Origin of the sequence: Peribacillus loiseleuriae (assembly GCF_001183985.1) — a bacterium.
Lineage (GTDB): Bacteria > Bacillota > Bacilli > Bacillales > DSM-1321 > Peribacillus > Peribacillus loiseleuriae.
Window position 1 is genome coordinate 2436756 of the sequence record NZ_LFZW01000001.1, and the last position, 23014, is coordinate 2459769.

At 38.4% G+C, this 23014-nt stretch carries 16 protein-coding genes, 1 pseudogene and 1 other annotated feature; of the genes and pseudogenes, 16 read left to right on the forward strand and 1 reads right to left on the reverse strand.

What is annotated here, in order from left to right; genetic code table 11:
- The first annotated feature begins 253 nt into the window (after positions 1 to 253).
- Positions 254 to 1096, forward strand: a complete 843-nt coding sequence (locus tag AC625_RS11375; protein WP_049681387.1) for a hypothetical protein — start codon at positions 254 to 256, stop codon at positions 1094 to 1096.
- A 416-nt stretch (positions 1097 to 1512) separates the two neighbouring features.
- Here AC625_RS11375 and AC625_RS28555 read toward each other — a convergent pair whose 3' ends face one another.
- Positions 1513 to 1890: a LysR substrate-binding domain-containing protein gene (locus AC625_RS28555; protein WP_082191053.1), complete on the reverse strand. Its 378-nt coding sequence runs from the start codon at positions 1888 to 1890 to the stop codon at positions 1513 to 1515.
- Positions 1891 to 1970: 80 nt separating this feature from the next.
- Between AC625_RS28555 and AC625_RS25805 the strand changes: the two genes are divergently transcribed.
- The 15 genes and pseudogenes from AC625_RS25805 to AC625_RS11445 all read left to right on the forward strand — a co-directional run bounded on the left by AC625_RS25805 (position 1971) and on the right by AC625_RS11445 (position 23013).
- Positions 1971 to 2387, forward strand: coding sequence for an MFS transporter (locus AC625_RS25805; RefSeq protein ID WP_180320092.1), 417 nt, complete (start codon positions 1971 to 1973; stop codon positions 2385 to 2387).
- 428 nt (positions 2388 to 2815) lie between these two features.
- Positions 2816 to 3238 (forward strand): FosM family fosfomycin resistance protein, encoded by a 423-nt coding sequence (gene fosM, locus AC625_RS11385; RefSeq protein ID WP_049681389.1) that lies wholly within the window; start codon positions 2816 to 2818, stop codon positions 3236 to 3238.
- Between the two features lie 311 nt (positions 3239 to 3549).
- On the forward strand, positions 3550 to 6750 hold the full coding sequence (locus AC625_RS11390) for a bifunctional cytochrome P450/NADPH--P450 reductase (protein ID WP_049681390.1): 3201 nt from the start codon (positions 3550 to 3552) through the stop codon (positions 6748 to 6750).
- A gap of 173 nt (positions 6751 to 6923) precedes the next feature.
- Positions 6924 to 7085, forward strand: a pseudogene (locus AC625_RS11395) (HU family DNA-binding protein); the annotation flags it as partial.
- Positions 7086 to 7716: 631 nt separating this feature from the next.
- Positions 7717 to 7851, forward strand: a complete 135-nt coding sequence (locus AC625_RS28195; RefSeq protein WP_281177228.1) for a hypothetical protein — start codon at positions 7717 to 7719, stop codon at positions 7849 to 7851.
- A gap of 1199 nt (positions 7852 to 9050) precedes the next feature.
- Positions 9051 to 9725: a response regulator transcription factor gene (locus tag AC625_RS11400; protein WP_049683699.1), complete on the forward strand. Its 675-nt coding sequence runs from the start codon at positions 9051 to 9053 to the stop codon at positions 9723 to 9725.
- Entirely contained in the window at positions 9725 to 10792 is a 1068-nt protein-coding gene (locus AC625_RS11405) for a HAMP domain-containing sensor histidine kinase (RefSeq protein ID WP_053178079.1), read from the forward strand. Before AC625_RS11400 ends, AC625_RS11405 begins: the two co-directional genes overlap by 1 nt.
- A 643-nt stretch (positions 10793 to 11435) precedes the next feature.
- Positions 11436 to 12467: an ATP-binding cassette domain-containing protein gene (locus AC625_RS11410; RefSeq protein WP_049681391.1), complete on the forward strand. Its 1032-nt coding sequence runs from the start codon at positions 11436 to 11438 to the stop codon at positions 12465 to 12467.
- Positions 12464 to 13279 (forward strand): ABC transporter permease, encoded by an 816-nt coding sequence (locus tag AC625_RS11415; protein WP_049681392.1) that lies wholly within the window; start codon positions 12464 to 12466, stop codon positions 13277 to 13279. Before AC625_RS11410 ends, AC625_RS11415 begins: the two co-directional genes overlap by 4 nt.
- Before the next feature lie 1009 nt (positions 13280 to 14288).
- Positions 14289 to 15218 carry a methyl-accepting chemotaxis protein gene (locus AC625_RS11420; RefSeq protein WP_049681393.1) on the forward strand — a complete coding sequence of 310 codons (930 nt, stop codon included), beginning with the start codon at positions 14289 to 14291 and terminating at the stop codon, positions 15216 to 15218.
- A 659-nt stretch (positions 15219 to 15877) separates the two neighbouring features.
- Positions 15878 to 16116: a binding site (T-box leader), on the forward strand.
- Between the two features lie 50 nt (positions 16117 to 16166).
- Positions 16167 to 19262, forward strand: coding sequence for an isoleucine--tRNA ligase (ileS, locus tag AC625_RS11425; protein WP_049681394.1), 3096 nt, complete (start codon positions 16167 to 16169; stop codon positions 19260 to 19262).
- Between the two features lie 553 nt (positions 19263 to 19815).
- Complete coding sequence (locus tag AC625_RS11430) at positions 19816 to 20484, forward strand: GntR family transcriptional regulator (protein ID WP_245644987.1); 669 nt, start codon at positions 19816 to 19818, stop codon at positions 20482 to 20484.
- 16 nt (positions 20485 to 20500) lie between these two features.
- Positions 20501 to 21646 (forward strand): LLM class flavin-dependent oxidoreductase, encoded by a 1146-nt coding sequence (locus AC625_RS11435; protein ID WP_049681396.1) that lies wholly within the window; start codon positions 20501 to 20503, stop codon positions 21644 to 21646.
- The gene (locus AC625_RS11440) at positions 21647 to 22225 is read left to right on the forward strand and encodes an amino acid synthesis family protein (RefSeq protein ID WP_049681397.1); all 579 of its coding nucleotides are present in this window, start codon (positions 21647 to 21649) and stop codon (positions 22223 to 22225) included. It abuts the gene before it with no gap.
- Positions 22225 to 23013 carry an alpha/beta fold hydrolase gene (locus AC625_RS11445; protein ID WP_049681398.1) on the forward strand — a complete coding sequence of 263 codons (789 nt, stop codon included), beginning with the start codon at positions 22225 to 22227 and terminating at the stop codon, positions 23011 to 23013. Before AC625_RS11440 ends, AC625_RS11445 begins: the two co-directional genes overlap by 1 nt.
- Position 23014 lies beyond the last annotated feature (1 nt).

Here is a 23014-nt window from a genome sequence, read left to right on the forward strand (position 1 = left end):
ATGGAAATTTTAGAGAAAGATATTGACATCCTATTAGCTGGTTTAATACAACAAGAACAAATAAGAAAAGTCGATTCCTAACATACAGGAATTCGACTTTTTTGTTGTAATTCGCTTATCATGCAAAATTCACGAAAGGTTGGCTATCGGGACAAGTTCGCTGAAGAATTATTTTTCTAAATACGTCCATACTACACAAAGTAATATAAGGGAACTACAATCTTTGATGTCGCTGTAAAAAGGAGGCATGTTGATGAAGAAAATAATGCTACTTACCTTACTGTTACTCGTGGCATTAAACTTTATTTCGATATTTGTTCACGCTAACGAGGGCCAGAAAAAAGACCTAATGAAAATTGTTAAGAGGTTTATGCCATCGAATTCGTCACTTATAAGTCCCGAAAAACCTTTCCCCACACAGCCAATTCAACTCTATGACTTTAACCACGATGGACAGAAAGAAATAATTTTTACTTTTGAAATTAAAGCAAAAGAACAACCTTTCCCTTCCCAGTTTGGGGTAATAGTACTAAAAAAGGATAATACTGATTGGCGAAAAGTTTGGGAAACAAAAATACAAGGAGTAGATTTGGATTTTTCGGGTTTAGCAGATATTACTGGTGATGGTATAAAAGAATATTTATTCGGTGTTACAATTGGTGCAGCAATAGGAAGCGAACTTGAAGTTTTCCAATGGGGTGATAACTCATTCAAAAAGATTGCTGATGTTCCTTATCATAAAATTGACTTTGTGAATGGAAATCAAAAAGTGGGTATAGCAGTTTGGCAAATGTATATTGGTGATAGTTATTTAGTGGATGTACTAAAATGGAATGGTAAAAAGTTGGTTTATGATGAAGAATTATATTCCAAATACTATCCGATAATCGAAAAATTTTATAACGATAAAATTTCAGAAATGGATGCCTGGTTTTATTGGTATTGCCTTGCAGATGCCCAAATTAAAGCAAAAAAATTTGAAGAAGCTTCTAAATCTATTCAAAAGGGGATTTCGTTAGCTAAAAAATCATCAATGCAAGAAGTAGTCCAAGACTTTAATGATTTAACTGAAAGGCTAGAGAACAAGAGAAAATAAACGAAAGCTTATTCCACTAAAGGGAGCTAATGTGGAAGAGCATAGGTAAAAAATGATCAAACCTTTTTATAAAACCAAAAAAATCTGCTAAAAAAGAATTCATTTTAATCAATCTTTTTTCAAAAGGGATTCTCTTAATTTATCATAAAATATGGGTTTGCGAGGTATTGTTAATCAAACTTTATTCCAAAGCTACAATTGTGGCTTTGAAATAAAGTAGCACCGTTTATAAAAAAGATGAACCGGAATTTCCTATCTCTATAAAGAAGGGATTTCGGTTTTTCTTGTGGATTAAAAACCTGCTAAGTGATAATAAAGTTATTCCATTAAAGGGCCAGATTGTTGAAGAATTAATTGTGACAATCACATATTTTGAAAATGATTCTTCAATTAAATGGGTAGATTAGTGCAATAAACTAAAGCATTTCTATTACAAAGGTTCGAAATAACTCTGCTGATGGTAATAAAGTATTCTGATTTAACCAGGCGAGTCCTATTTCACGGTGACAATATGGTTTGGAAATTGAAATTTGTTTAATTTTTTCCGAGCTGATTCCATGAAATGCTGGAATAATAGTAACTCCAAGCCCGGATGAAACAAGACCAGCCAAGGTGGAAACGTCTTCTCCTTCAAATTTTATTACTGGCGTAAATCCTGCCTCTTCACAAAAGTTGTTAATTATTTCCCTTATCCCTAATCCTTCCTTAAAGCCAATAAAAGTGTCATCGGATAGCTCATTAAGAGCTATTGAAGACCTTGATGCGAACCGGTGATTGACAGGTACATATATTATTTAATTATATTGGCTTTCCATTATCGAAATCACCCTTTCATTTAAGTCAAACAGTGATTGGCTTTTAATTTATTTTTCAATTGGCTGGATCATGGAGTTCGTATCTTTTCGGAAGGCTTTCAGAAAGGCATTCACGTTCTCGTTTGATGTATTGGGCTATTATTATGGCTCTGATTGGTTCGATGATGACATTATCAAGCAATATCTTTATTCTCATTATAGGACTAATTCTGTTTGCATCTGGATTCCTTGCGGGTCATAGTATAGCAAGTGGCTGGATAGGGGTAATTTCCCATCCTCGTTCAAAAGCATACGCTTCATCTTTATACCTATTATTCTATTACACTGGCTCCAGTCTACTCGGTTGGTCTGGCGGGGTATTTTTGAGCCATTCTGGATGGAGTGGAGTTATTTTTATGATTTGCGGACTATTAATCGTCACTGGCCTATTTGTAATTGTAATAAGCCGATCACTTCGTTCGTTTATTACAGAGTGAAAACTCAATATAATCATAGTAAATCAGTTAAACACATATTCTATTGGTATAAGCTTTAGAAACTTCGTTTATTGGCTTTAGGAGACGCACATGTTAACTTGAGAAGCAAAGATTTAATTAATTTTATATTTCTATACTTCAACAATCGGGTGCGATTGTGAAATAAAGGAAGCCCAATTTCTCGTTTATAATACTGAGAAATTGGGCTTTTAACATTGTGATAACCTAACGTTGTAAATCCGCTTTTATCTATATTTAGTGTAGCTTTGAAATAAAGTTTGATAATTTATAAAAAAGTCTGATCAAAATCCTGTACACTAGTACAGGATTTTTCTATTCGTATTGTACTAGCGAAGCTGTTTACTTCAATAATACCTACTTCCTTTGTATGATGGGAATATTAAGAAGTCCAAATTTTAGGTGGTATAGTGTCTGTAAAAGGTTTAAATCATTTTTTATTTTCAGTGTCTGACTTAGAGAATTCTATTAAGTTTTATCAAAATGTATTTGATGTAAAATTGTTAGTTAAGGGTAGAAGCACTGCCTATTTTGATTTAAACGGTATATGGCTCGCTCTTAATGAAGAAAAAGATATTCCTCGTAATGAAATAAGTCAATCATACACACATGCAGCTTTTTCAATAGAAGAAGCAGAATTTGATAGGATGTACGAGAAGCTAAAGGAATTAGATGTATGCATCTTATCAGGTCGCTCTAGAGACGAAAGAGATAAAAAATCTATTTACTTTATTGATCCAGATGGTCATAAGTTTGAATTTCATACGGGAACCTTACAAGAAAGACTGAATTATTATAAACAGGAAAAAACGCATATGAAGTTTTACGATTAAAAATTGTCCAAGTAACGAGTGCCTGAATTGAACAACACTTGGTTATCATTTGGATATTTATGTTAAAATTATTAGGAGTTGTGAAAGGATGTAGGTGTAAATGAAAAAAATATAAGTTTAACTTTTCTTTTGTTTTTGTAATCACTACGCCCCCTTATCTAATAAAAAAAAGCCAATACTTCCTTAGCGTATGAAAAATCGGATTTTTTTATATGGATTGTTTATCACATCAGATTAAAGAAGAGCATACAAGTTTTGGAAAAAGGGCATGATGCTAATTAACCAGCCTATTATGAGAGGATGCTTTTATAATGAAAGAAACAAACCAGATTCCTCAACCGAAAACCTTTGGTCCGCTCGGGAACCTGCCGTTAATTGATAAGGATAAACCGACTTTATCACTCATCAAACTAGCAGAAGAGCATGGACCTATCTTTCGATTAGCTACTCCGTCAGGTACGTCTGTGGTGGTTTCTGGACATGAACTTGTAGCAGAAGTTTGCGATGAGTCCCGCTTCGATAAAAGTATAGAAGGAGCCTTGGTAAAAGTCCGTCCTTTTGCGGGAGACGGCTTATTTACAAGCTGGACGCATGAACCTAACTGGAGAAAAGCTCATCATATTCTTATGCCTACATTTAGCCAGCGGGCAATGAAGGATTACCATGCCATGATGGTCGATATTGCCGTCCAGCTTGTTCAAAAATGGACACGACTCAACCCGAATGAAACGATTGATGTGCCAGAAGATATGACCCGCCTGACGCTGGACACAATTGGCTTATGCGGCTTTAACTACCGCTTTAATAGCTACTATAGAGAAACGCCGCATCCTTTCATTACCAGTATGGTGCGTGCCCTTGATGAAGCGATGCATCAAATGCAACGTCTGGACTTGCAGGACAAGTTCATGATTAGAACAAAACGACAGTTCCAGCATGATATTCATAGGATGTTTACGTTAGTGGATAACATTATTGCAGAGCGCAAGGCTAGTGGAAATCAAGAAGAAAATGATTTGCTTTCCCGTATGTTAAATGTGAAGGATCCAGAAACAGGAGAAAAGCTGGATGATGAAAATATTCGTTTCCAAATCATCACGTTCCTAATAGCTGGACATGAAACAACAAGTGGATTGTTGTCGTTTGCAATATACTTTTTATTAAAAAATCCTGATAAGTTGAAAAAAGCATATGAAGAAGTAGATCGAGTGTTGACTGGTTCAACACCAACGTACAAACAAGTTCTGGAACTGAAGTATATTCGAATGATCTTGAATGAATCGCTGCGTTTATGGCCGACAGCACCTTCCTTCAACCTTTATGCGAAGGAAGATACAGTGATTGGCGGCAAGTATCTAATTAAGAAAGAACAGGAAAGGGTGACTGTGCTGATTCCACAGCTCCATCGGGATAAAGAGGTATGGGGTGACAACGCGGAAGAATTTGAGCCTGAACGCTTCGAGGATCCAGGTAAAGTTCCTCATCATGCGTATAAGCCATTTGGAAACGGCCAGCGGGCTTGTATTGGCATGCAGTTTGCCCTTCATGAAGCTACTCTCGTGCTGGGTATGATGCTTCAGCATTTTGAATTCATTGATCATAAAAATTACGAGCTGGACATTAAACAAAGCTTAACCTTGAAGCCGGGCGATTTTACAATACGAGTTCAACCACGCCGTCAAGCAGATTTCCAGCCGTCTGTCCTTGTGACAGAAGAAGAGAAAGCTGACCAAAAGAAGGAGGAAGGACAGGAAGTTCAAAACACCTCCATTACCGGCCTTAATGATCGGCCATTACTGGTTTTGTATGGATCGGACACAGGAACAGCTGAAGGGGTGGCACGAGAACTGGCTGACACGGCAGCTCTGCATGGTGTTCGAACAGAAGTAGCGGCCCTTAATGAACGGATCAGGGCTTTGCCAAAAGAAGGAGCCGTCTTAATCGTCACATCTTCCTATAATGGAAAGCCGCCAAGCAATGCTGTCCAGTTTGTACAGTGGCTGGAAGAGGTTGAATCAGGAGAGCTTTCTGGCGTTCAATATGCGGTCTTTGGCTGTGGAGACCACAACTGGGCTAGCACGTATCAGAATGTTCCAAGATTTATTGATGAACAGCTTGCCCAAAAAGGAGCCGTTCGTTTCTCTGCCCGTGGAGAAGGAGATGTAAGTGGAGACTTTGAAGATCTGCTGGATCAGTGGAAACAAAACATGTGGTCAGACGCTATCGAAGCCTTTGGTCTCAAACTGAATGAAAATATGGAGAAGGAACAGAGCACACTGAGTCTTCAGTTTGTGAAAGGAATTGGTGGATCTCCTCTTGCTCGTTCTTACGAAGCGGTTTACGCAACTGTGGCGGCAAATCAGGAATTGCAGGCAGCAGGAAGCGGCCGAAGCACCCGCCATATTGAGGTAACCTTGTCGGAAGGCGTAACCTATCAGGAAGGAGACCATCTTGGCGTACTGCCTGCGAACAGTCGGGACAACGTCAACCGTATTCTCCAAAGATATGGTTTAAACGGAAATGACCAAGTGATGCTTACGGCAAGCGGACGCAGTGCAGCCCATCTACCTTTGGATCGGCCAGTGAGCCTGCATGACTTACTCACCTATAGTGTAGAAGTACAGGATGCGGCCTCAAGAGCACAAATAAGGGAGCTTGCCGCGTTTACGGTCTGCCCGCCGCATAAGCGGGAACTGGAAGCTTTACTCGCAGAAGGAGTCTATCAGGAGCAGGTATTACGCAAACGCGTTTCTATGCTGGATTTCCTGGAAAAGTATGAAGCATGTGAAATAACTTTTGAGCGGTTTTTAGAGCTTTTGCGTCCATTGAAACCGCGCTATTATTCCATTTCAAGTTCCCCTCAGATCAATCCAGAACGAGCAAGTATTACGGTGGGAGTAGTCCAAGGGCCGGCCTGGAGCGGCAAGGGTGAATACCGCGGAGTAGCGTCTAATTACTTGGCGAACCGCCAGCCGGGAGAGGATATCATGATGTTCATACGCACACCAGAATCCCGCTTCCAGCTGCCAGAAGATCCTGAAACACCGATCATTATGGTAGGTCCTGGTACTGGAGTAGCTCCTTTCCGTGGGTTCCTCCAGGCTCGTGCAACCATGAAGCAGGAAGGGAAATCACTGGGTGAAGCTCACCTTTATTTTGGATGCCGGAATGAAGAGGACTTTATTTACCGAGAAGGATTAGAGCAATATGAAAAGAATGGTGTTATGACTATTCATACTGCCTTTTCTCGCAAAGAAGGAGTTCCGAAGACGTACGTACAGCATATAATGGCACAGGATGGGGAAGTGTTAATTCGTATCCTTGATCAGGGAGGTCGGCTTTATATCTGCGGAGATGGAAGCAAAATGGCCCCGGATGTAGAGAGTACATTGAAAAATGCCTATCAGTCAGTCCATGGAGCAGAAGAGCAGGAAGCAGCCCAGTGGTTAGATAAGCTTCAGGAAGATGGACTTTACGCTAAAGATGTCTGGGCAGGTGTAGATTTAAAATAAAGTTTGATAATGTATAATAAAATCTGATCGTTTATAATAAAGATTGATAATTATTCATATACTTTGATAAAAAATCCTGTTAATTCGGGATTTTTTTCTTTAACTAAAGCAGTAGGTTAAACAAACTCATTTCATATTTTCAGGACATGCACTTTAAATTGGATAATAAAGAAGAGAAAATACAATTGGTTGGATTTGGTACGTTTGAAGTGCGCGATCGAGCAGCTCGAACGGGTAGAAACCCACAAACAGGAGAAGAAATACAAATTGAAGCCTCCAAAGTTCCTGCTTTTAAACCAGGTAAGGAATTAAAAGAAGCTGTTAACCAGCAATAGTTATGATAGTGTAAAAATACTCTGGGGATGAGTTACTCTCCAGAGTATTTTCTATTTAAATATGCATCCTTTCTATTTTTTTCAATAGATATGAATTTGAAAAAAAGCTTGATTGTTTATAAAGGGTTGATTATTTGTAGTTTGTTTCCTGCAGGGATAGATAATTCAATCATGAACTGTCTCGTGAGATGAACGGGCAGGCATGAGGGCATATAATGGGTTACCCTTCATCAATAATGGCTGCCCTTTATGAGTAGCCATTTTTATTTACCTACTAAATGATTGGGGTGAAAATGCTGTTCGAATGCTAATTTTTTAGTTTTGTTTATAATGATGTACTAAGCAATTTACAACTAAACAAAAACAGAAAGAAATGGTCATCGACCTTAGAAAACAGTGTCAAAATAACCGAAGAGTTGGAATAGTTGGAACGCCGTATGCGATGAAAATAGCACGTACGGTGTGAACAGGGAGCGATAACTTCAAACCCTTACATATCTGTATGAACAACGGAGGTTATGGTGAGTTTTTTATATAGGAATCTGAATGGTTTGCAGATGTTATTTTGAATGTAGTTTTAATCTAAGGGGAAAATACCTACAATACTTACATCCAAAGGTGGCGTAAAATCGTGAAAAAGTTAGTCATACTTGTCCTGCTGTTTGCTGGACGATTTCCCCCGATACAATTAGCAAAAGCAAATATTCAACCAAAATTAAAACAGAGGACGTTTTATTTAAAGAAAGTGATGGATGTGGAGAAGTAATCATCGATAAGGTTGTTAGGTGGATAAACACAACCTCCTCGTTTTTCATTTTCAATATCGAGACTAAGGGACGATTATTTGGTACTAATACATATCACTACCATGCCTGTTCCGCTTAGATAAATTAATTGTTTATCATTTCATATTCAGTTCATAAAGAAATGATAAAGTAACTATTGTTAGATTGCTTAGAACGCTGTTAGGGAAAATGTAGGGAGGAACATGATCAATGAAAAAAGCGATAAACTAAAGCATTGACTACAATTTGTTTAGCTAATAAAAAAACGGAACCAGCTAAGCTAGTGTTAATCATTGCACTTTGTATGAGTCTGGTGATAACTGGAGCAGGGTTTATCAATCCATTATTCATAACAAAGCGGAGGTTTTTTCCTTATAGTTACATAATTATTATGTTAGTGATCGCTTTTATCGCATAAGTAATAGCTAGTGAACCTTCTATTGATTTGTTAAACCGGGTTGCATTTGTTTTCTATAAAATTATTATTTCAATGACTTAATTAACGATATTCTTTATGAAATTGAAAAAATAGGAGAGGCGGAACGAATTAGTACCGTGCTTGAGATCGAAGAAGATGTATGTATCGGTAAAAATTTGGAGTCTGTAACGGAACATATTCATGTACGTCTCGTAGACTTTTCATATAAAGGAACCGATTTATCTGACATTGATTTTACCATTGAATCAGGTAAAATAACAACTATTGTTGGACTGAGGTGGCGGTGAGAAGACAACCACATTTTCACTCTTAGAACGGTACTATCAACCTACAAAAGGAGGTATTACACTTGGAAATACACCTATTAATACGTTTTCCTTACATTCTTGGAGGGTTCATATTGGAACGTCGATCAGGAAAGTGCTCTCATATTTGGAACGATAAGAGATAAAATTTGTTATGAGATTGCAACGAAAGTTGAAGATACAGAGCTTGAGAGAGTCGTAAAAACCGCGTAAGCTGATCAATTTAATTATGAGCTTCCAAATATGTTTGATACGGAAGAAGGAGAACGGGGAATCAAGCTTTTCGGTGGCCAGCGACAACGAATTGTCGTCACTAGAACATTATTACGTTATCTCCCAATTTTAATGCTTGATTATGCCAATTGCATGAGATGTATAGAGAGTTTGCACAACAACTATTACGTATTCAAGAGAATGAGTGAAAGGATTTGTTGTCATGACAAAACTATTAGTTGTGGACGATGATGAACATATTAGAGAGTTAGTAAAAGTATTTTTACAAAATGAGGGTTTAGACATACTTGAGGCGGTGGATGGAGTTGATGCACTGTCTAAGCTGGGGTCTGAAAAAATTGATATGGTGATTATGGATATTATGATGCCGAACATGGATGGATGGGAGTTATGCCAAGAAGTACGAAAGTTTTACAATGATTTGCCGATTCTGATGCTGACTGCAAAAGGGGAAACTGCTCAAAAGGTAAAGGGATTTAATCTAGGTACAGATGATTATCTTGTAAAACCTTTTGAACCAGCCGAATTAATCGTACGAGTTAAATCTATTCTAAAGCGGTACCGTATTTCCTTGTCTAAAACAGTGGAAGTAGGTAACGTCTTGATGAACCGCAACACGTACGAGCTCGTGTATAAGGGAGAGAGTATTACGCTACGATTGAAGGAATTTGATTTATTATTTACATTAGCGAGTTATCCTGGGAAAACATTCTCACGTGAGCAATTAATCGAAGAAATTTGGGGATTTGATTATGAAGGGGATGAGCGTACTGTAGATGTTCATATTAAAAGACTTCGTGAACGATTTCCGGAAGAAAAAAGTGCGTTTACAATACGCACTATTCGAGGACTTGGTTACCGATTGGAGCTTGGGTAATGAAGAAATGGAAGTACACCAAAAAAATTATAGCCGTACTTACGCTTTTCTTTTTAGTCAACACACTTTTTGCTTTTCTTTCATTTCACATAACCTCTTTTCTTTACGATTGGATAGGTAAGCATCCCAAAGGTTTTTGGCAACAACTTAATACTGTTTTATGTGTATTTTTTCTCTTTGGATGTACAGCCGTTGTGACTTTTATAATAGGATCAAAAAGACAGCGGTACTATTGGGATACGATTGTAGATGCTTTACGACAAATTGCAAAAGGTGATTTTAACGTAAAGTTAGACGTTAAAGCAAATGGAGAAGATCAATTTGGAAAGCTGATTAGTGGGATAAACGATATGGCGATTGAATTAGGTGAAATGGAGAAAATGCGTCAAGAGTTTATTTCCAATGTTTCTCATGAAATTCAATCTCCGCTAACATCCATTAACGGATTTGCCAAAGCTTTGAAAAATATGAACTTGACGGATGAAAAACGATTTCGTTATTTAACGATCATTGAGATGGAGAGCAATCGATTATCAAAGATCAGTGATAATTTACTGAAGCTAACATCATTAGAGTCACAGCATCACCCATTTGAACCGAAGCAGTATCGGCTAGATAAGCAATTACGTAGCGTTGTCTTAGCTTGTGAACCAAGCTGGTTAAGTAAAAATATTGAAATGGACATTCAATTGGAAAATGTTACATTAGTTGCTGATGAAGATTTGATGAATCAGGTATGGATGAACCTACTTAGTAACAGTATTAAGTTTACGCCGAATGGAGGAACGATTCGTATTCATATAACCAAACAAAAGGATACCGTGACTACTTCCATTACTGATACTGGAATTGGGATGTCAGAGGAGGATCAAAAGCATATTTTTGAACGTTTCTTTAAAGCTGATCTATCGAGAACAGTATCGAATGGTGGAAGCGGCTTAGGGCTTTCAATTGTGAAAAAAATCGTAGATATACATCATGGCACCATCTCTGTCCAAAGTAAGCTTGGTAAAGAAACAGTATTTCTTACAACGATGCCTTTAGAGCAAACCGAAAAATCACAATAAAACGCGAGCTTAACACACTGATCACAAGAAGATATCCTTATAAGGTCATGTGCTCCGAAATATTCAGTAAATGTACTATGAGAAAAGAGGAGTCGTTGACTATATCAAGCTTTGTTTGGTTGATTCCCTTTTGTGTTTATATCTCCCTGATGGAATTGTCTACATTGCACCGTGTATAAGAGATAAATAAACTTATTTTGTATTTTTTAGCAATACTGATTTAGATGGAGACGGGACTACTTCACTATTTGTGAATCATCCTCTTTTTGTCCATTTAATTGTCTTTTGATAATGGATTTCACAATGGCATGATCATCGGCAAGGCATTTATTGAAGGATTAAAAGTTGTAGAAAATCTTATTTAATAAAATGAATATTCACACATTCACTTTCGTTTGATAGACTTCTAGCTTTCAAATGAGCGTATACTTTCAAATACAACAATCCTCATATTTCATATTCAGTTCATAAATGTGGTTTATGATACCTAGATGAACAGTTGTATAGAAATATGCAGTCAAACGTCTTGGGGTGAGAAGGAGTACTTGAAAAATCAGCCTTAAGAAGGAAGGAATACCCCGACGTGAGTACAATCTTAAAATAATAATACAAATTATGGTAATAGGGAAAGGGAGGAATAAAAATGAGTAATGTAAACAGAAGGGAAGCAAATCCAAACAATGGTGATTGGGCCGTTGAAGCGCGTGGACTCGTTAAAACTTTTGGCGATAATCGTGCGGTTGACGGTGTAAATCTGAACGTGCGTGCCGGCACGATCTACGGCGTTCTTGGTCCGAATGGGGCAGGCAAAACTACCACGATCAGAATGCTGGCGACCTTACTACGACCGGACGCAGGTTCGGCGCGCATTTTCGGACACGATGTGGTGAAGGAGTCGCAGATCGTACGTCAATTGATTGGGGTGACTGGTCAGTATGCCTCTGTCGATGAGTCACTCAGCGCTACCGAGAATCTGGTCATCTTCTCTCGATTGCTAGGGTTGGGGCGTGCAGAGGCACGGCGTAAGGCAGCGGATTTGTTGGAGGAATTTAGTTTAACGGAAGCCGCGAAGCGTCCATTGAAAAATTTCTCCGGCGGTATGCGTCGCCGGTTGGATCTGGCAGCAAGTCTCATTGCACAGCCACCGCTGATCTTCTTGGATGAACCGACGACCGGGCTAGATCCGCGAACACGTAATCAAATGTGGGATACGATCCGCCGATTGGTAAAGACGGGCTCAACCGTACTGTTAACAACGCAGTACCTTCAAGAGGCAGATGAATTGGCCGACCGGATCGCGGTTATCGATCATGGGCGAGTTGTCGCGGAGGGTACCGTGAATGAACTAAAAGCGTCAGTTGGTACCTCATCATTGCAACTGAGCATCCAAAATCCAATGGACATTCAAGTCGCCCGTCAGACCGTTGAACAGGTACTCAAGGTCCAGTCAACAGTTTCATCGGAAGTCGGGAAGATTACTGCCCCGATGGCAGATGCCGACCGAGTCACTGATCTACTTATCGCCCTCCGCGATGCGGGGATCCAACTGGCCGAGTTGAGTGTACAGAAACCGACTCTAGACGAGGTATTTCTGACCATCACCGGCCATGGTGTTAAGGAAGACGCATCTAAGGCATCCGATGAATCCGACAAAGTAAGGGAGGTAATCGTATGAAAAGTAGTTATATTAAGCATGTTGCTGAGCGTCAACTGCGAAACAAAACGAGCTTCAGCCAATCGGTAAGCAATTCGTTAACGATGGCCTATCGAGGCCTGCTGAAGATTAGGCGGACTCCTGAGCAATTGTTCGACGTCACGCTCCAACCTATCATCTTTACCCTGATGTTTACCTACATTTTTGGCGGGGCCATCTCCGGAAACGTGCAAAACTATTTACCCGTCATCATTCCTGGTATCCTCGTGCAGACCGTAATCACGACCTCAATCGTCACCGGCGTCCAACTGCGAGAGGATATGGATAAGGGCGTGTTCGACCGATTCAAGTCACTGCCTATCGCGCGTATTGCTCCGTTGGCGGGGGCCTTGTTGGCAGACACCATCCGGTATACAATTGCGGCTGTGCTTACTTTCACCATGGGATATATCATGGGCTATCGGCCCGACGGAGGTCTGGGACACGTCGCCATCGCCGCACTTCTTGTAATTGTGTGTTCCTGGGCCATCAGCTGGATCTTTGCCTTCTTCGGTGTAATTGCACGTACTGCTTCAAGCGTACAGGGGATCTCGATGATTGTACTGTTCCCGCTCACGTTTCTCTCCAATGCTTTTGTGCCGGCCGAGACCTTGCCCGAATGGCTCCAGTGGTTTGTGAAGATCAACCCGATCTCGCACCTCGTCACTGCCGTCAGAGATCTTACTAACTCTGGCACCGTAGGATGGGACCTCTCCCTCTCCCTCATTGGAGCTGCTATCATTGTAGCGATTTTTGCACCAATCACGGTGCGTGCATATATGCGTCGGACATAGACGAAATGGCGATCTTAATTGTCAATTATTCAATCTATTTAACTACCGCAGGAAGTTCAATTCTACACAAAACCTTCCTTAAAGATGGATTCATAATAAACTACAGAGGCCGTCCTTACACGGTTAAAAGAAGAATAGAGCCAAAATAAAAAAGGACCCGGTATTTTTGTAAGCCGTTCTTTTTTGAGGTACCCGCAGGTATAAAAGTAAATATAATAGCAAGTATAATAACACACCAAAAAGCGGTGGAATTCACATATGAACTGCCCATAAATGTTAGATATCAATCTAACATTTACGGGTTTTTTTATGGCTAATTTTACAGCAGAATATAGAATACAAATTGTTTTACGGTATTTAAATAGTAATGTATCTATCCAGGAAATATAGCGACAGGTACAGACAAATAAAAGTATTGTGAATGGTTGGATTCAAGGTAGCGAAGCTTTTCTAAAAAACTATACAAGCTATTCAACACAGTTTACAGCGAGAATACTCCGTCTATTTACATAGAATAATAAAGGATGCATCCGAATAATCGGGTGTTTTTTATTAGGCTGAAATATATGAAGATATCGACGAACAAGAGCCAATCCCTTATAGGGGTATTTCTTTACAAACTGTTTTGTTTTCTAGATACAAAATAACTAAAGATAGCTCATATTATTATCGTTCCACCCATAACTAACACAGGGAAGAACATAGTATTGATGAAATGTTTATAAATCCATGTATTATACATAAGACCCATCTCGTTTTTTCTTTAGTATGAATGTTAATGATCATTCCAATCCCTTTTTTACTGTACTGCTATTGAATGAAAATAAAAGTGTTTTATTACAAATAAAGATGTTACATTTATAATAAAGTTGTTTAAAAACGCTAGGCATTTTGTCCTGCTGACTGGAAGATTGCGGAATAATTATGGGGGTTATCTCCTGAACAGCGTGAAAATTCATAAAGTTATAAGTTTACTTTTTGGGGGAAACTTAACGAGAAGAGGAAAGATATGTCGATAACGGAAGTCAAAAAATTCTCTGTAAGTACACAGGTTTTGGATGAAAGTGCTGTATTAGCAGCAATTGAAAGTTCACTTGCAATGATAGAGTTCGACCCTCAAGGAAGAGTGCTGTGGGCTAATTATAACTTTGCGAAAACAATAGAATATGACGTTTCTGAGATGCCAAACCTTATACACAAACAATTTTGTACAGATGAATTTGTTAAAAGTAGAGAATATGAAGCATTTTGGAGAAGTTTACAAAACGGGAAAATCTTTCAAAAAAAAATTCAACGTGTAACGAAATCGGGTCGTCTAATTTGGCTTGAAGCTACCTATACTCCTGTTTTAGATACTCTTGGAAATGTAGTAGCTATCGTTAAAATAGCAACAGATATTACAAATAGGGAAAACAATACGATAGAAGTGGCCTCACAGTTACAGCAAATGTCTACTGAATTACTCAATCGAGCAGAGCAGGGGATATTTAGAAGTGAAGAGATATCCTCTGTGACTCAAAAGCTTGTGGCTGAATCGAAAGAAAATCTGGGAATTTTAAAATCACTAAAGCAACAAGCAACTTCCATTGAAAACATTACAAAAACGATACGTGACATAGCGGCACAAACGAATCTATTAGCGCTAAATGCAGCAATTGAGGCCGCACATGCAGGTGAACATGGGAGAAGTTTTAATGTTGTTGCAAGTGAGGTTCGAAAGCTAGCGAATCGAGTACAGGACTCTATCCAAGAGGTTAAATCTCATATAGAAGGAATTACAGGTGAAATCAAAAAAATAAGTGATGTCACACAGCGATCACAATTAGGTATTATGAATAGTCAGGAACTTATTGAAAAGGCTAGGAACGAGTTTAGTGGAATTGGAACTGCAGCACATCAACTAGACTCACAAGCAAGAGTCTTCAAGGATATGCTATAAAAACGGCAGGTTACGTAGGTAATACTGTCGTTTCTTTTGTGATAATAGGCTTTTCTAATTCTAATTTTCATAAATATTGAGCATACAGCTTCTTCAACCCCTGAAATAGAAAAATTGCATGATAAGCTTTTTATTGACCATTTTTCAATTTATAATAAAAAAAGACAGACAAGAAATAGCAAAGAAATATTACAACCGCCCTGATAAAGAAGATAATATACTTGAAAGGGTAGATATGTAGGTTAATTGGCTTAGAGAACTTGGTTTTAAGTACTCGGATTGTTATTTTAAGTGGATGGAACTTGCTGTTTTTGGCGGAGTAAAATAAAAAAACTCAAGATTTCTTAATGACCTAGGCTCGGCCGCACAAGCACCCATTAGTTCATTAAGAAAAGCGAACCTTATTAAAGATTTGCCCCCCTATTTTTTTCGGAATATTAGAAAAAGAGAAAAAATGCAAGGATGGCAACTCAGTTATTTTACTAAAGCCATACTAAATGGATAATCTCCAAAAACGATTTAACTATGGCAACTAATTATAAGCATTATATATTTTAGTTAGTCCATATTACTGTGATATTTCAATCGCATAAACCTAATTTCAAGACCTATTTGACAACTGTTTTTTTGTCTGTTACAATAAACTCCAATAAAAGCATACAAATTCGTTGATGAGAAAAAGTAGCGTGTCGTCTTGATCCACAGAGAGCTGACATTTTGGTGCAAGTCAGTGTTCGAGTGTCACGTGAAAATCCTCTCTGAGAAGTTAGACCGAATCTTTTAGTAAGTCTGACCGGGCGTCTACCGTTAAAAGGAACACGTATGATTGTACGTTGCTAAGTGCTATTGATCGGATCAATAGAATTAGGGTGGTATCGCGGTTAACCCCGTCCCTTTATGGGACGGGGTTTTTGTGTGCTTTTTAAAAAATTTATAGGAGCGATATCTATGAACTCTAATGAAAGTAAAGAAACAGTTGTACAGCGTGAGGAACAAATACGTAATTATTGGTCAAAAGAAAATACTTTTAAACAATCTGTTCATTTAAGAAAAGGTAAGGTACCTTTTGTTTTTTACGAAGGACCACCAACGGCAAATGGACTGCCCCATGTAGGTCATGCCTTTGGGCGAACGATTAAAGATGTCGTGGCACGGTACAAAACTATGCAGGGATTTCAAGTGGAAAGAAAAGCCGGCTGGGATACACATGGTCTTCCGGTCGAGCTAGGTGTTGAAAAACAACTCGGTATTTCCGGAAAACATGAAATTGAACGCTATGGTGTAGAGTCGTTTATCAATAAATGCAAGGAGAGCGTATTCACCTATGAGAAGAAATGGCGATCATTTACAGAAGAGTTAGGTTATTGGGTTGATATGGATAGTCCTTATATGACATTAAGCAATGAGTACATTGAAAGTGTCTGGAACATTTTAAGTAAGGTTCATGAGGATCGTCTATTATATAAAGGTCATCGTGTATCTCCATACTGCCCTAGCTGTCAAACTTCTTTAAGTTCCCATGAGGTAGCACAAGGCTATAAAGATGTAAAAGATTTATCGGCTACTGTAAAATTTAAACGTCTTGATGTGGAAGAAGAATATTTCTTAGGTTGGACAACGACACCTTGGACATTACCTGCAAACGTTGCACTAGCGATGAACCCCGTATTAACGTATGTGCGTGTTAAAAAAGGGAATGTGGTTTATATCGTTGCCAAATCATTAGCAGAAAAAGTACTTGGTGAAAATGCAAATGTCTTAAGTGAACATAGTGGCAAAGAATTTGAAGGAGTACATTATGCCCCGCCATTTAATTACGTGTCTGTTGAGAACGGACATCATATCGTATTAGCCGATTATGTAACAGAAGTTAGTGGAACAGGTATTGTTCATATTGCTCCTGCTTATGGTGAAGATGATTATAAAACCGTTAGGCAAAATGGTTTATCCTTTATCAATGTTGTTGATCAACAAGGACGTTACACAACTGACGTTGTAGAGCTTTCAGGAAGATTTGTGAAAGACTGTGATGTTGATATCATTAAAATGCTTTCTGAACAAGACACTCTTTTTCATAAGGAAAAATACGAGCACAGCTACCCACATTGTTGGAGATGTGACTCTCCTTTACTTTACTACGCAACGGATAGCTGGTTTATCAAGATGTCGTCTTTAAAGGAGAACATGCTTGCGAACAACGCAACTGTTGCTTGGTATCCAGAGCATATTAAAGATGGGCGTTTTGGTAACTTCCTTGAAAATCTGGTTGATTGGAATATAAGTAGAAATCGATACTGGGGAACACCTTTAAATGTTTGGATATGCTCTGATTGTCATCATGAAGAAGCACCTGGCAGTATCGAAGAACTACAAAAATTAGCGATAACACCGGTAACAAACGATATCGAGTTGCATAAGCCCTATATTGACCAAGTAAAGTGTACTTGCCCGAAATGTAAAAGTGTCATGCACCGAACGCCTGAAGTCATTGATGTATGGTTTGATAGTGGCTCGATGCCATTTGCGCAGCATCACTATCCATTTGGAAATAACGAAAAATTCTCATCACAATTCCCTGCTGATGTCGTCATCGAAGGAATTGACCAAACGAGAGGATTTTTCTACAGCCTACTCGCTGTTTCCACTCTATTTACAGGTAAAACACCTTATAAAAATGTCTTGTCACTTGGACACGTACTTGATGAGCATGGTCAGAAAATGTCTAAAAGTAAAGGGAATGCATTAGACCCTCTTGAACTCATAAGCGAATACGGTGCAGATGCACTTCGCTGGTCCTTCCTAGTCGATAGTTCACCTTGGAATCCGAAACGCTTTTCAAAAAAGATTGTGCAAGATGCAAAATCAAAACTAATTGACACGCTGGATAATACGTATAAGTTTTATGCGATGTACTCGAAAATAGATAGCTTTGTGTATGATGGACAGCAAACAGGTAAGAGAACAATCCTAGATGAATGGATACTTTCACGCCTGAATAGTACAGTCAGACTGGTTAATGGCTATATGGATCGCTATCAATTTACTCAAGCAACACGCGAAATTGCAGCATTAGTCGATGAATTGAGCAATTGGTATGTACGGCGATCAAGAAATCGATTTTGGGCTTCTGGACTTTCTGAGGATAAACGAGCAGCTTACTCAACATTATTTGAAACGCTTACGACAATCAGTCGCTTATTAGCTCCATTTGTACCCTATATGGCAGAAGATATCCATTTGGAGTTACACAAAGACAGTGTTCATTTACAAGACTATCCAAAATCTAACGATTCAATGATCAATTCTGAGTTAGAGACCGATATGCAAACTATCTTGAAAATAGTGGAACTCGGTCGTAGTATTCGTAATGCCAAAAACATGAAGGTTAAGCAGCCTTTACAGCAAATAATTGTTTGGCGCAGTAACGGAGAACGTTTTTTAAGCGCTTATACAGCAATCATTAAAGACGAACTTAATGTTAAAGATGTTGTTTATACAGAGGATATATCACAATATGAATCGAATGTTTTTAAATTGAATTTTAAAACAGCAGGTGCTGCATTTGGTAAACTGGTGAACTCGATCAAAGAATATGTTGACCACATAACTGATAATGAGAAGAAGGTATTACTAGATCATGGTCAACTACAAATTGAAGTAAAGAATCAAACGGTAATATTAAAGAAGGAGCATATAAACGTTGAATATATAGTTTCATCTGGTTTTGAAATTGCAGGTGATCAGCAGTTAAGGGTGTTATTAGATATAAAACTCACACCTCAACTAGTGGAGGAAGGTCAAGTCAGAGAATTAATTAGAGCAGTACAAGATACACGAAAAAAATTAGATTTGCCTGTCGAGATGTATATAACGATCAAGATCTTCGCAACAGAGGATATTAAAGAAAAACTTCAACGTTTTGAGGGACTAATTAAAGAAAACGTACTTGTTCATCACATTAACTTTGGAATACTAAATGATTCCGAACAGCAGATTGATGTGAAATTTGATGATGATATAGTGAAGGTTTCGTTGGAATATTAGTTAATCGAAAAAAAGATGCACTGCAAACAGTTATATTTTAAAGGCTGTTCGCAGTGCTTTTTTTACCACAATGCCCATATTCAAACAAGGAAAATATCCATGTTTAGAAATATCATTCTTCTTGCACTATCCTGCCCCGTTAGTTTAAGTACAATCTTTCACAATCTTATTTATATTTTAACATAAATATCCAATTAGAGTGAGACTTATTGTAGGGTAGACGTCATAATACCATTTTTGGATAAATCAACCTTTACCTTTAACATAGCCTAATAAATATAGAATTACTTGTTGTTCATTGTCAGGCTAAAGGAAGATAATCCGGAGAAGCTTGGTAGGGCAACAATGTTGTTGTTAAAACTAATTCGTAGTTTAGTGAATACTACTCTGCGCTTCATAGTTTTATTCAAGAATGGGAGATTAAGAGAAAAATTAAAATTTTCTAAAATTTTAATTGACGTTTAATTTTGAATAATCTATACTTACCTTATCAACCAATCTTGTATGGTACATGGTACATACTTAAGAGGAGGCGTTTTTCATCACAGCTATATTGACATTAGGCATTACTGCTCAAGTATCTAACGCAATTCGTGAAGCTATTGTTACTGGTGAATATGAGCCAGGTCAAAAGTTATCAGAAGCTGTTTTATCAGAGTATTACAAAGTAAGTAGAACGCCTATTAGAGAAGCATTAAAACAATTAGAAAGAGAAGGATTAGTCGAAATTATTCCTCGAGTAGGAACATGTGTAACAAAACCTACTGAAAAGGAACTAAATGAATTATTTGCTTTAAAAGAAGTTTTGGAAGGGCTTGCAGCGGGTCTGCTAGCGGAAAAAGGGAGTCCTGAAGAAATTAATAAACTACAAGCAGCAGTTGCTGACATGGAGACGGCTATACAAATTTCAGATAATAAACAGTATGTAGAAGCGAATAGTATTTTTCATACTATCATTCTAGAAGGAGCCGACAACTCCAAGTTAAGTAATATGCTAAATTTGCTACTCAATCAAATACCTTATAACCGGTATGTTTTTGTAACGATTGAAGATCCGGTTCGTCTTAAACAATCACTTAAAGAACATCAGTTAATCTTAGCAGCCATTGAAAAAGGTGACCGTGAAGAAGCTGAGAAATTCATGCGAGAACATGTTAGAGCAAGTGGAGCTAAGCTTAAAACGGGTATTGCCAAAAAATTAGGGACAAGAAAAATAAATTAAGGGTGGTATGTGTTTTATGAAATTTGGAATCTTCGCCAACCTGGCTGGACAAGGACGACACGATGAGTATTACAAGGTCCTAGATGAAGCCCGTGAACAAGCTATTTACTGTGATGAAAATGGGTATGATTCAATTTGGTATACTGAGCACCACTTTGGTCATGAAGGGAATGAATTAATTTCTAACCCGATTTTAATGGGGGCTGATATTGCTGCACATACAAAGCGAATCCGGATTGGACAAGCTGCAAATGTTGCAACCTTCTGGCACCCGCTTCGTTTGGCAGAAGATATTGCCATGCTTGACCAATTGAGCAAGGGCCGTGTAGAAGTTGGTTTAGCTCGAGGATTATACGGAAGAGAAGCGGCCAATCTTAACTCATTGGCTGATCCAAAAAACCAAGAGCAAAACCGGGCGCTGTTTGAAGAAACGTTAGAGATTTTACAGAAAGCATGGTCGAATCGTTTCTTTTCACATGAAGGCGACATCTATCAATTTCCACCTAAAGGATTGAAGTGGAGTCATCCAATGAGCCCAGCAACTCCGGATTTTATGGACATGGAAAAAGGTGAAATTAATAAAATCTCGCTTATGCCTAGACCATATCAGGATTCACTGCCTTTGTGGCAAGTAATAGATTCACCGCGTTCAATTGAATGGGCGGCAGAAAATAATGTAAAAGGCATGTTTTGGATGCCGACTGTTAAAGAATTGAAAGGGCGTTTTGAACTATATCGTGAAAGGGCTTCCAAATCTAGAGGCTATGATGTACCACTTGGTCAAGACATCGCTTTGGTACGTGACGTATATGTAGCTGAAACAATGGAACAGGCTCGTCAAGATGCTGCAGAAGCAGTATTAAACAACTATCGCTGGATTTGTCACTGGAGAGGACTTAGTAATCTCATGGATCCAGGGGAAAAAGTAAAAGATGGACAAGAGTTGAATTATGATTTCTTGCTTCCAAGGAATTTATTATTTGGTACACCAGACTATGTAGCAGAAAAAATTCAAGAGTTGAAGGAAGAACTCAATTTAGAAACTTTACTACTTTGGGTGAATCACAATGGTTTACCGCATGAAAAAATGATGAAAAGTTTGAAATTGTTCACTGAAGAAGTTATGCCAAAATTCACAAAAAATAAAGTGGGGGTCATGTAAATGTTGGAAATTCGTAAAGTGTATACAGCAGTTGAAGAAACACGTATTGAAGGTGATAAGAAAGTAGAAAATCCCATCAAGATGATAACAACGATGGCAGTCATTAAAAATCCTTGGATTGACAGAGGGTATGTTGAAAATTTAAAGCCAGAGATTGATGAATATGCACCGCAATTAGGAGAACTTTTAGTTGCTGAGTTATTCAAGCACATTGGTTCACCTGATGATGTAGAAGCGTTTGGTAAGGCAGCAGTTGTGGGAGTAGATGGGGAAATTGAACATGCTTCAGCATTTATCCATACATTAAAATTTGGGAATAAATTCCGAGACGCTGTGAAAGGAACAAGTATATTAAGCTTTACGAATAAGCGAGGCGGTGCAGGATCTGCAGTAATGATTCCAATGGTACATAAGACAGATGAGTCTGAACGTTCTCATTTTGTAACATTTGAAGCAACTATTCCTGATGCACCTCGCGCGGATGAAATTGTTGTCGCAATCGGGATTTCTACAGGAGGACGTCCACACCCTAGAACAGGCAACCGCCATCAAGACATGATTGAAATGGGGCTGGTTTAATGCCAATAGCATTACATGAAAAAGATTTGATTCATTATGAAGAAAAGGGAAATGGTGAATCACTCATTCTTATTCATGGTGTTGGCCTCGATCATGCTATGTGGGAAAAGCAAGTTGAAGACTTGTCGAAGTATTACCATGTCATCGTATATGACATGGTAGGGCATGGAGGATCTGAGCATCCTCCAGGACCTTATTCCCTATCGCAGTATGTTGAGCAATTAGCAGCACTAATGAATCACTTACAAGTGAAGAAAAGTCATATTATTGGCTTCTCGATGGGTGGCATGGTCGCTCAAGCATTTGCCTTGAAATATAAGGAGAAAATGAAAACGCTAACAATAATGAGTTCTGTTGCTAATCGTACGAAAGAACAGCGAAAAGCCATATTAACAAGAGTTGAAGAAGTGAAGGCACAAGGACCAACTGTCTCAATTGAACCAGCCATTCAACGTTGGTTTAATCATGATTTCTTAAATACTCAGAACGTAGCAGTGGATAGGATTCGGACAAGGCTCCAAACAAATGAACCTTTGTCATATTTAGCAGCGTATACACTTTTTGCAACTGCTGATGAAGAGTTGTGGCCGAAGCTTCAGCAAATCGATCTTCCAACTTTAATTATTACAGGTGAAGATGATATTGGATCTAATCCCGAAATGGCAAGACAGATGCACGAACAAATTGCCCAGTCAGAAATGGTTATTGTACCGAATATGAAACATATGTTACCGATAGAAGGGGCCAAATTTGTAAATGATACGATTCGATTGTTTATTGATAGGTAAA

Excerpts from the sequence above, each read along its gene's own strand:
- AC625_RS11375 (WP_049681387.1), top strand. The coding sequence starts at position 254 with ATGAAGAAAATAATGCTACTTACCTTACTGTTACTCGTGGCATTAAAC.
- AC625_RS11390 (WP_049681390.1), top strand. The coding sequence starts at position 3,550 with ATGAAAGAAACAAACCAGATTCCTCAACCGAAAACCTTTGGTCCGCTC.
- AC625_RS11400 (WP_049683699.1), top strand. The coding sequence starts at position 9,051 with ATGACAAAACTATTAGTTGTGGACGATGATGAACATATTAGAGAGTTA.
- AC625_RS11405 (WP_053178079.1), top strand. The coding sequence starts at position 9,725 with ATGAAGAAATGGAAGTACACCAAAAAAATTATAGCCGTACTTACGCTT.
- AC625_RS11410 (WP_049681391.1), top strand. The coding sequence starts at position 11,436 with ATGAGTAATGTAAACAGAAGGGAAGCAAATCCAAACAATGGTGATTGG.
- AC625_RS11415 (WP_049681392.1), top strand. The coding sequence starts at position 12,464 with ATGAAAAGTAGTTATATTAAGCATGTTGCTGAGCGTCAACTGCGAAAC.
- AC625_RS11420 (WP_049681393.1), top strand. The coding sequence starts at position 14,289 with ATGTCGATAACGGAAGTCAAAAAATTCTCTGTAAGTACACAGGTTTTG.
- ileS (WP_049681394.1), top strand. The coding sequence starts at position 16,167 with ATGAACTCTAATGAAAGTAAAGAAACAGTTGTACAGCGTGAGGAACAA.
- AC625_RS11435 (WP_049681396.1), top strand. The coding sequence starts at position 20,501 with ATGAAATTTGGAATCTTCGCCAACCTGGCTGGACAAGGACGACACGAT.
- AC625_RS11440 (WP_049681397.1), top strand. The coding sequence starts at position 21,647 with ATGTTGGAAATTCGTAAAGTGTATACAGCAGTTGAAGAAACACGTATT.
- AC625_RS11445 (WP_049681398.1), top strand. The coding sequence starts at position 22,225 with ATGCCAATAGCATTACATGAAAAAGATTTGATTCATTATGAAGAAAAG.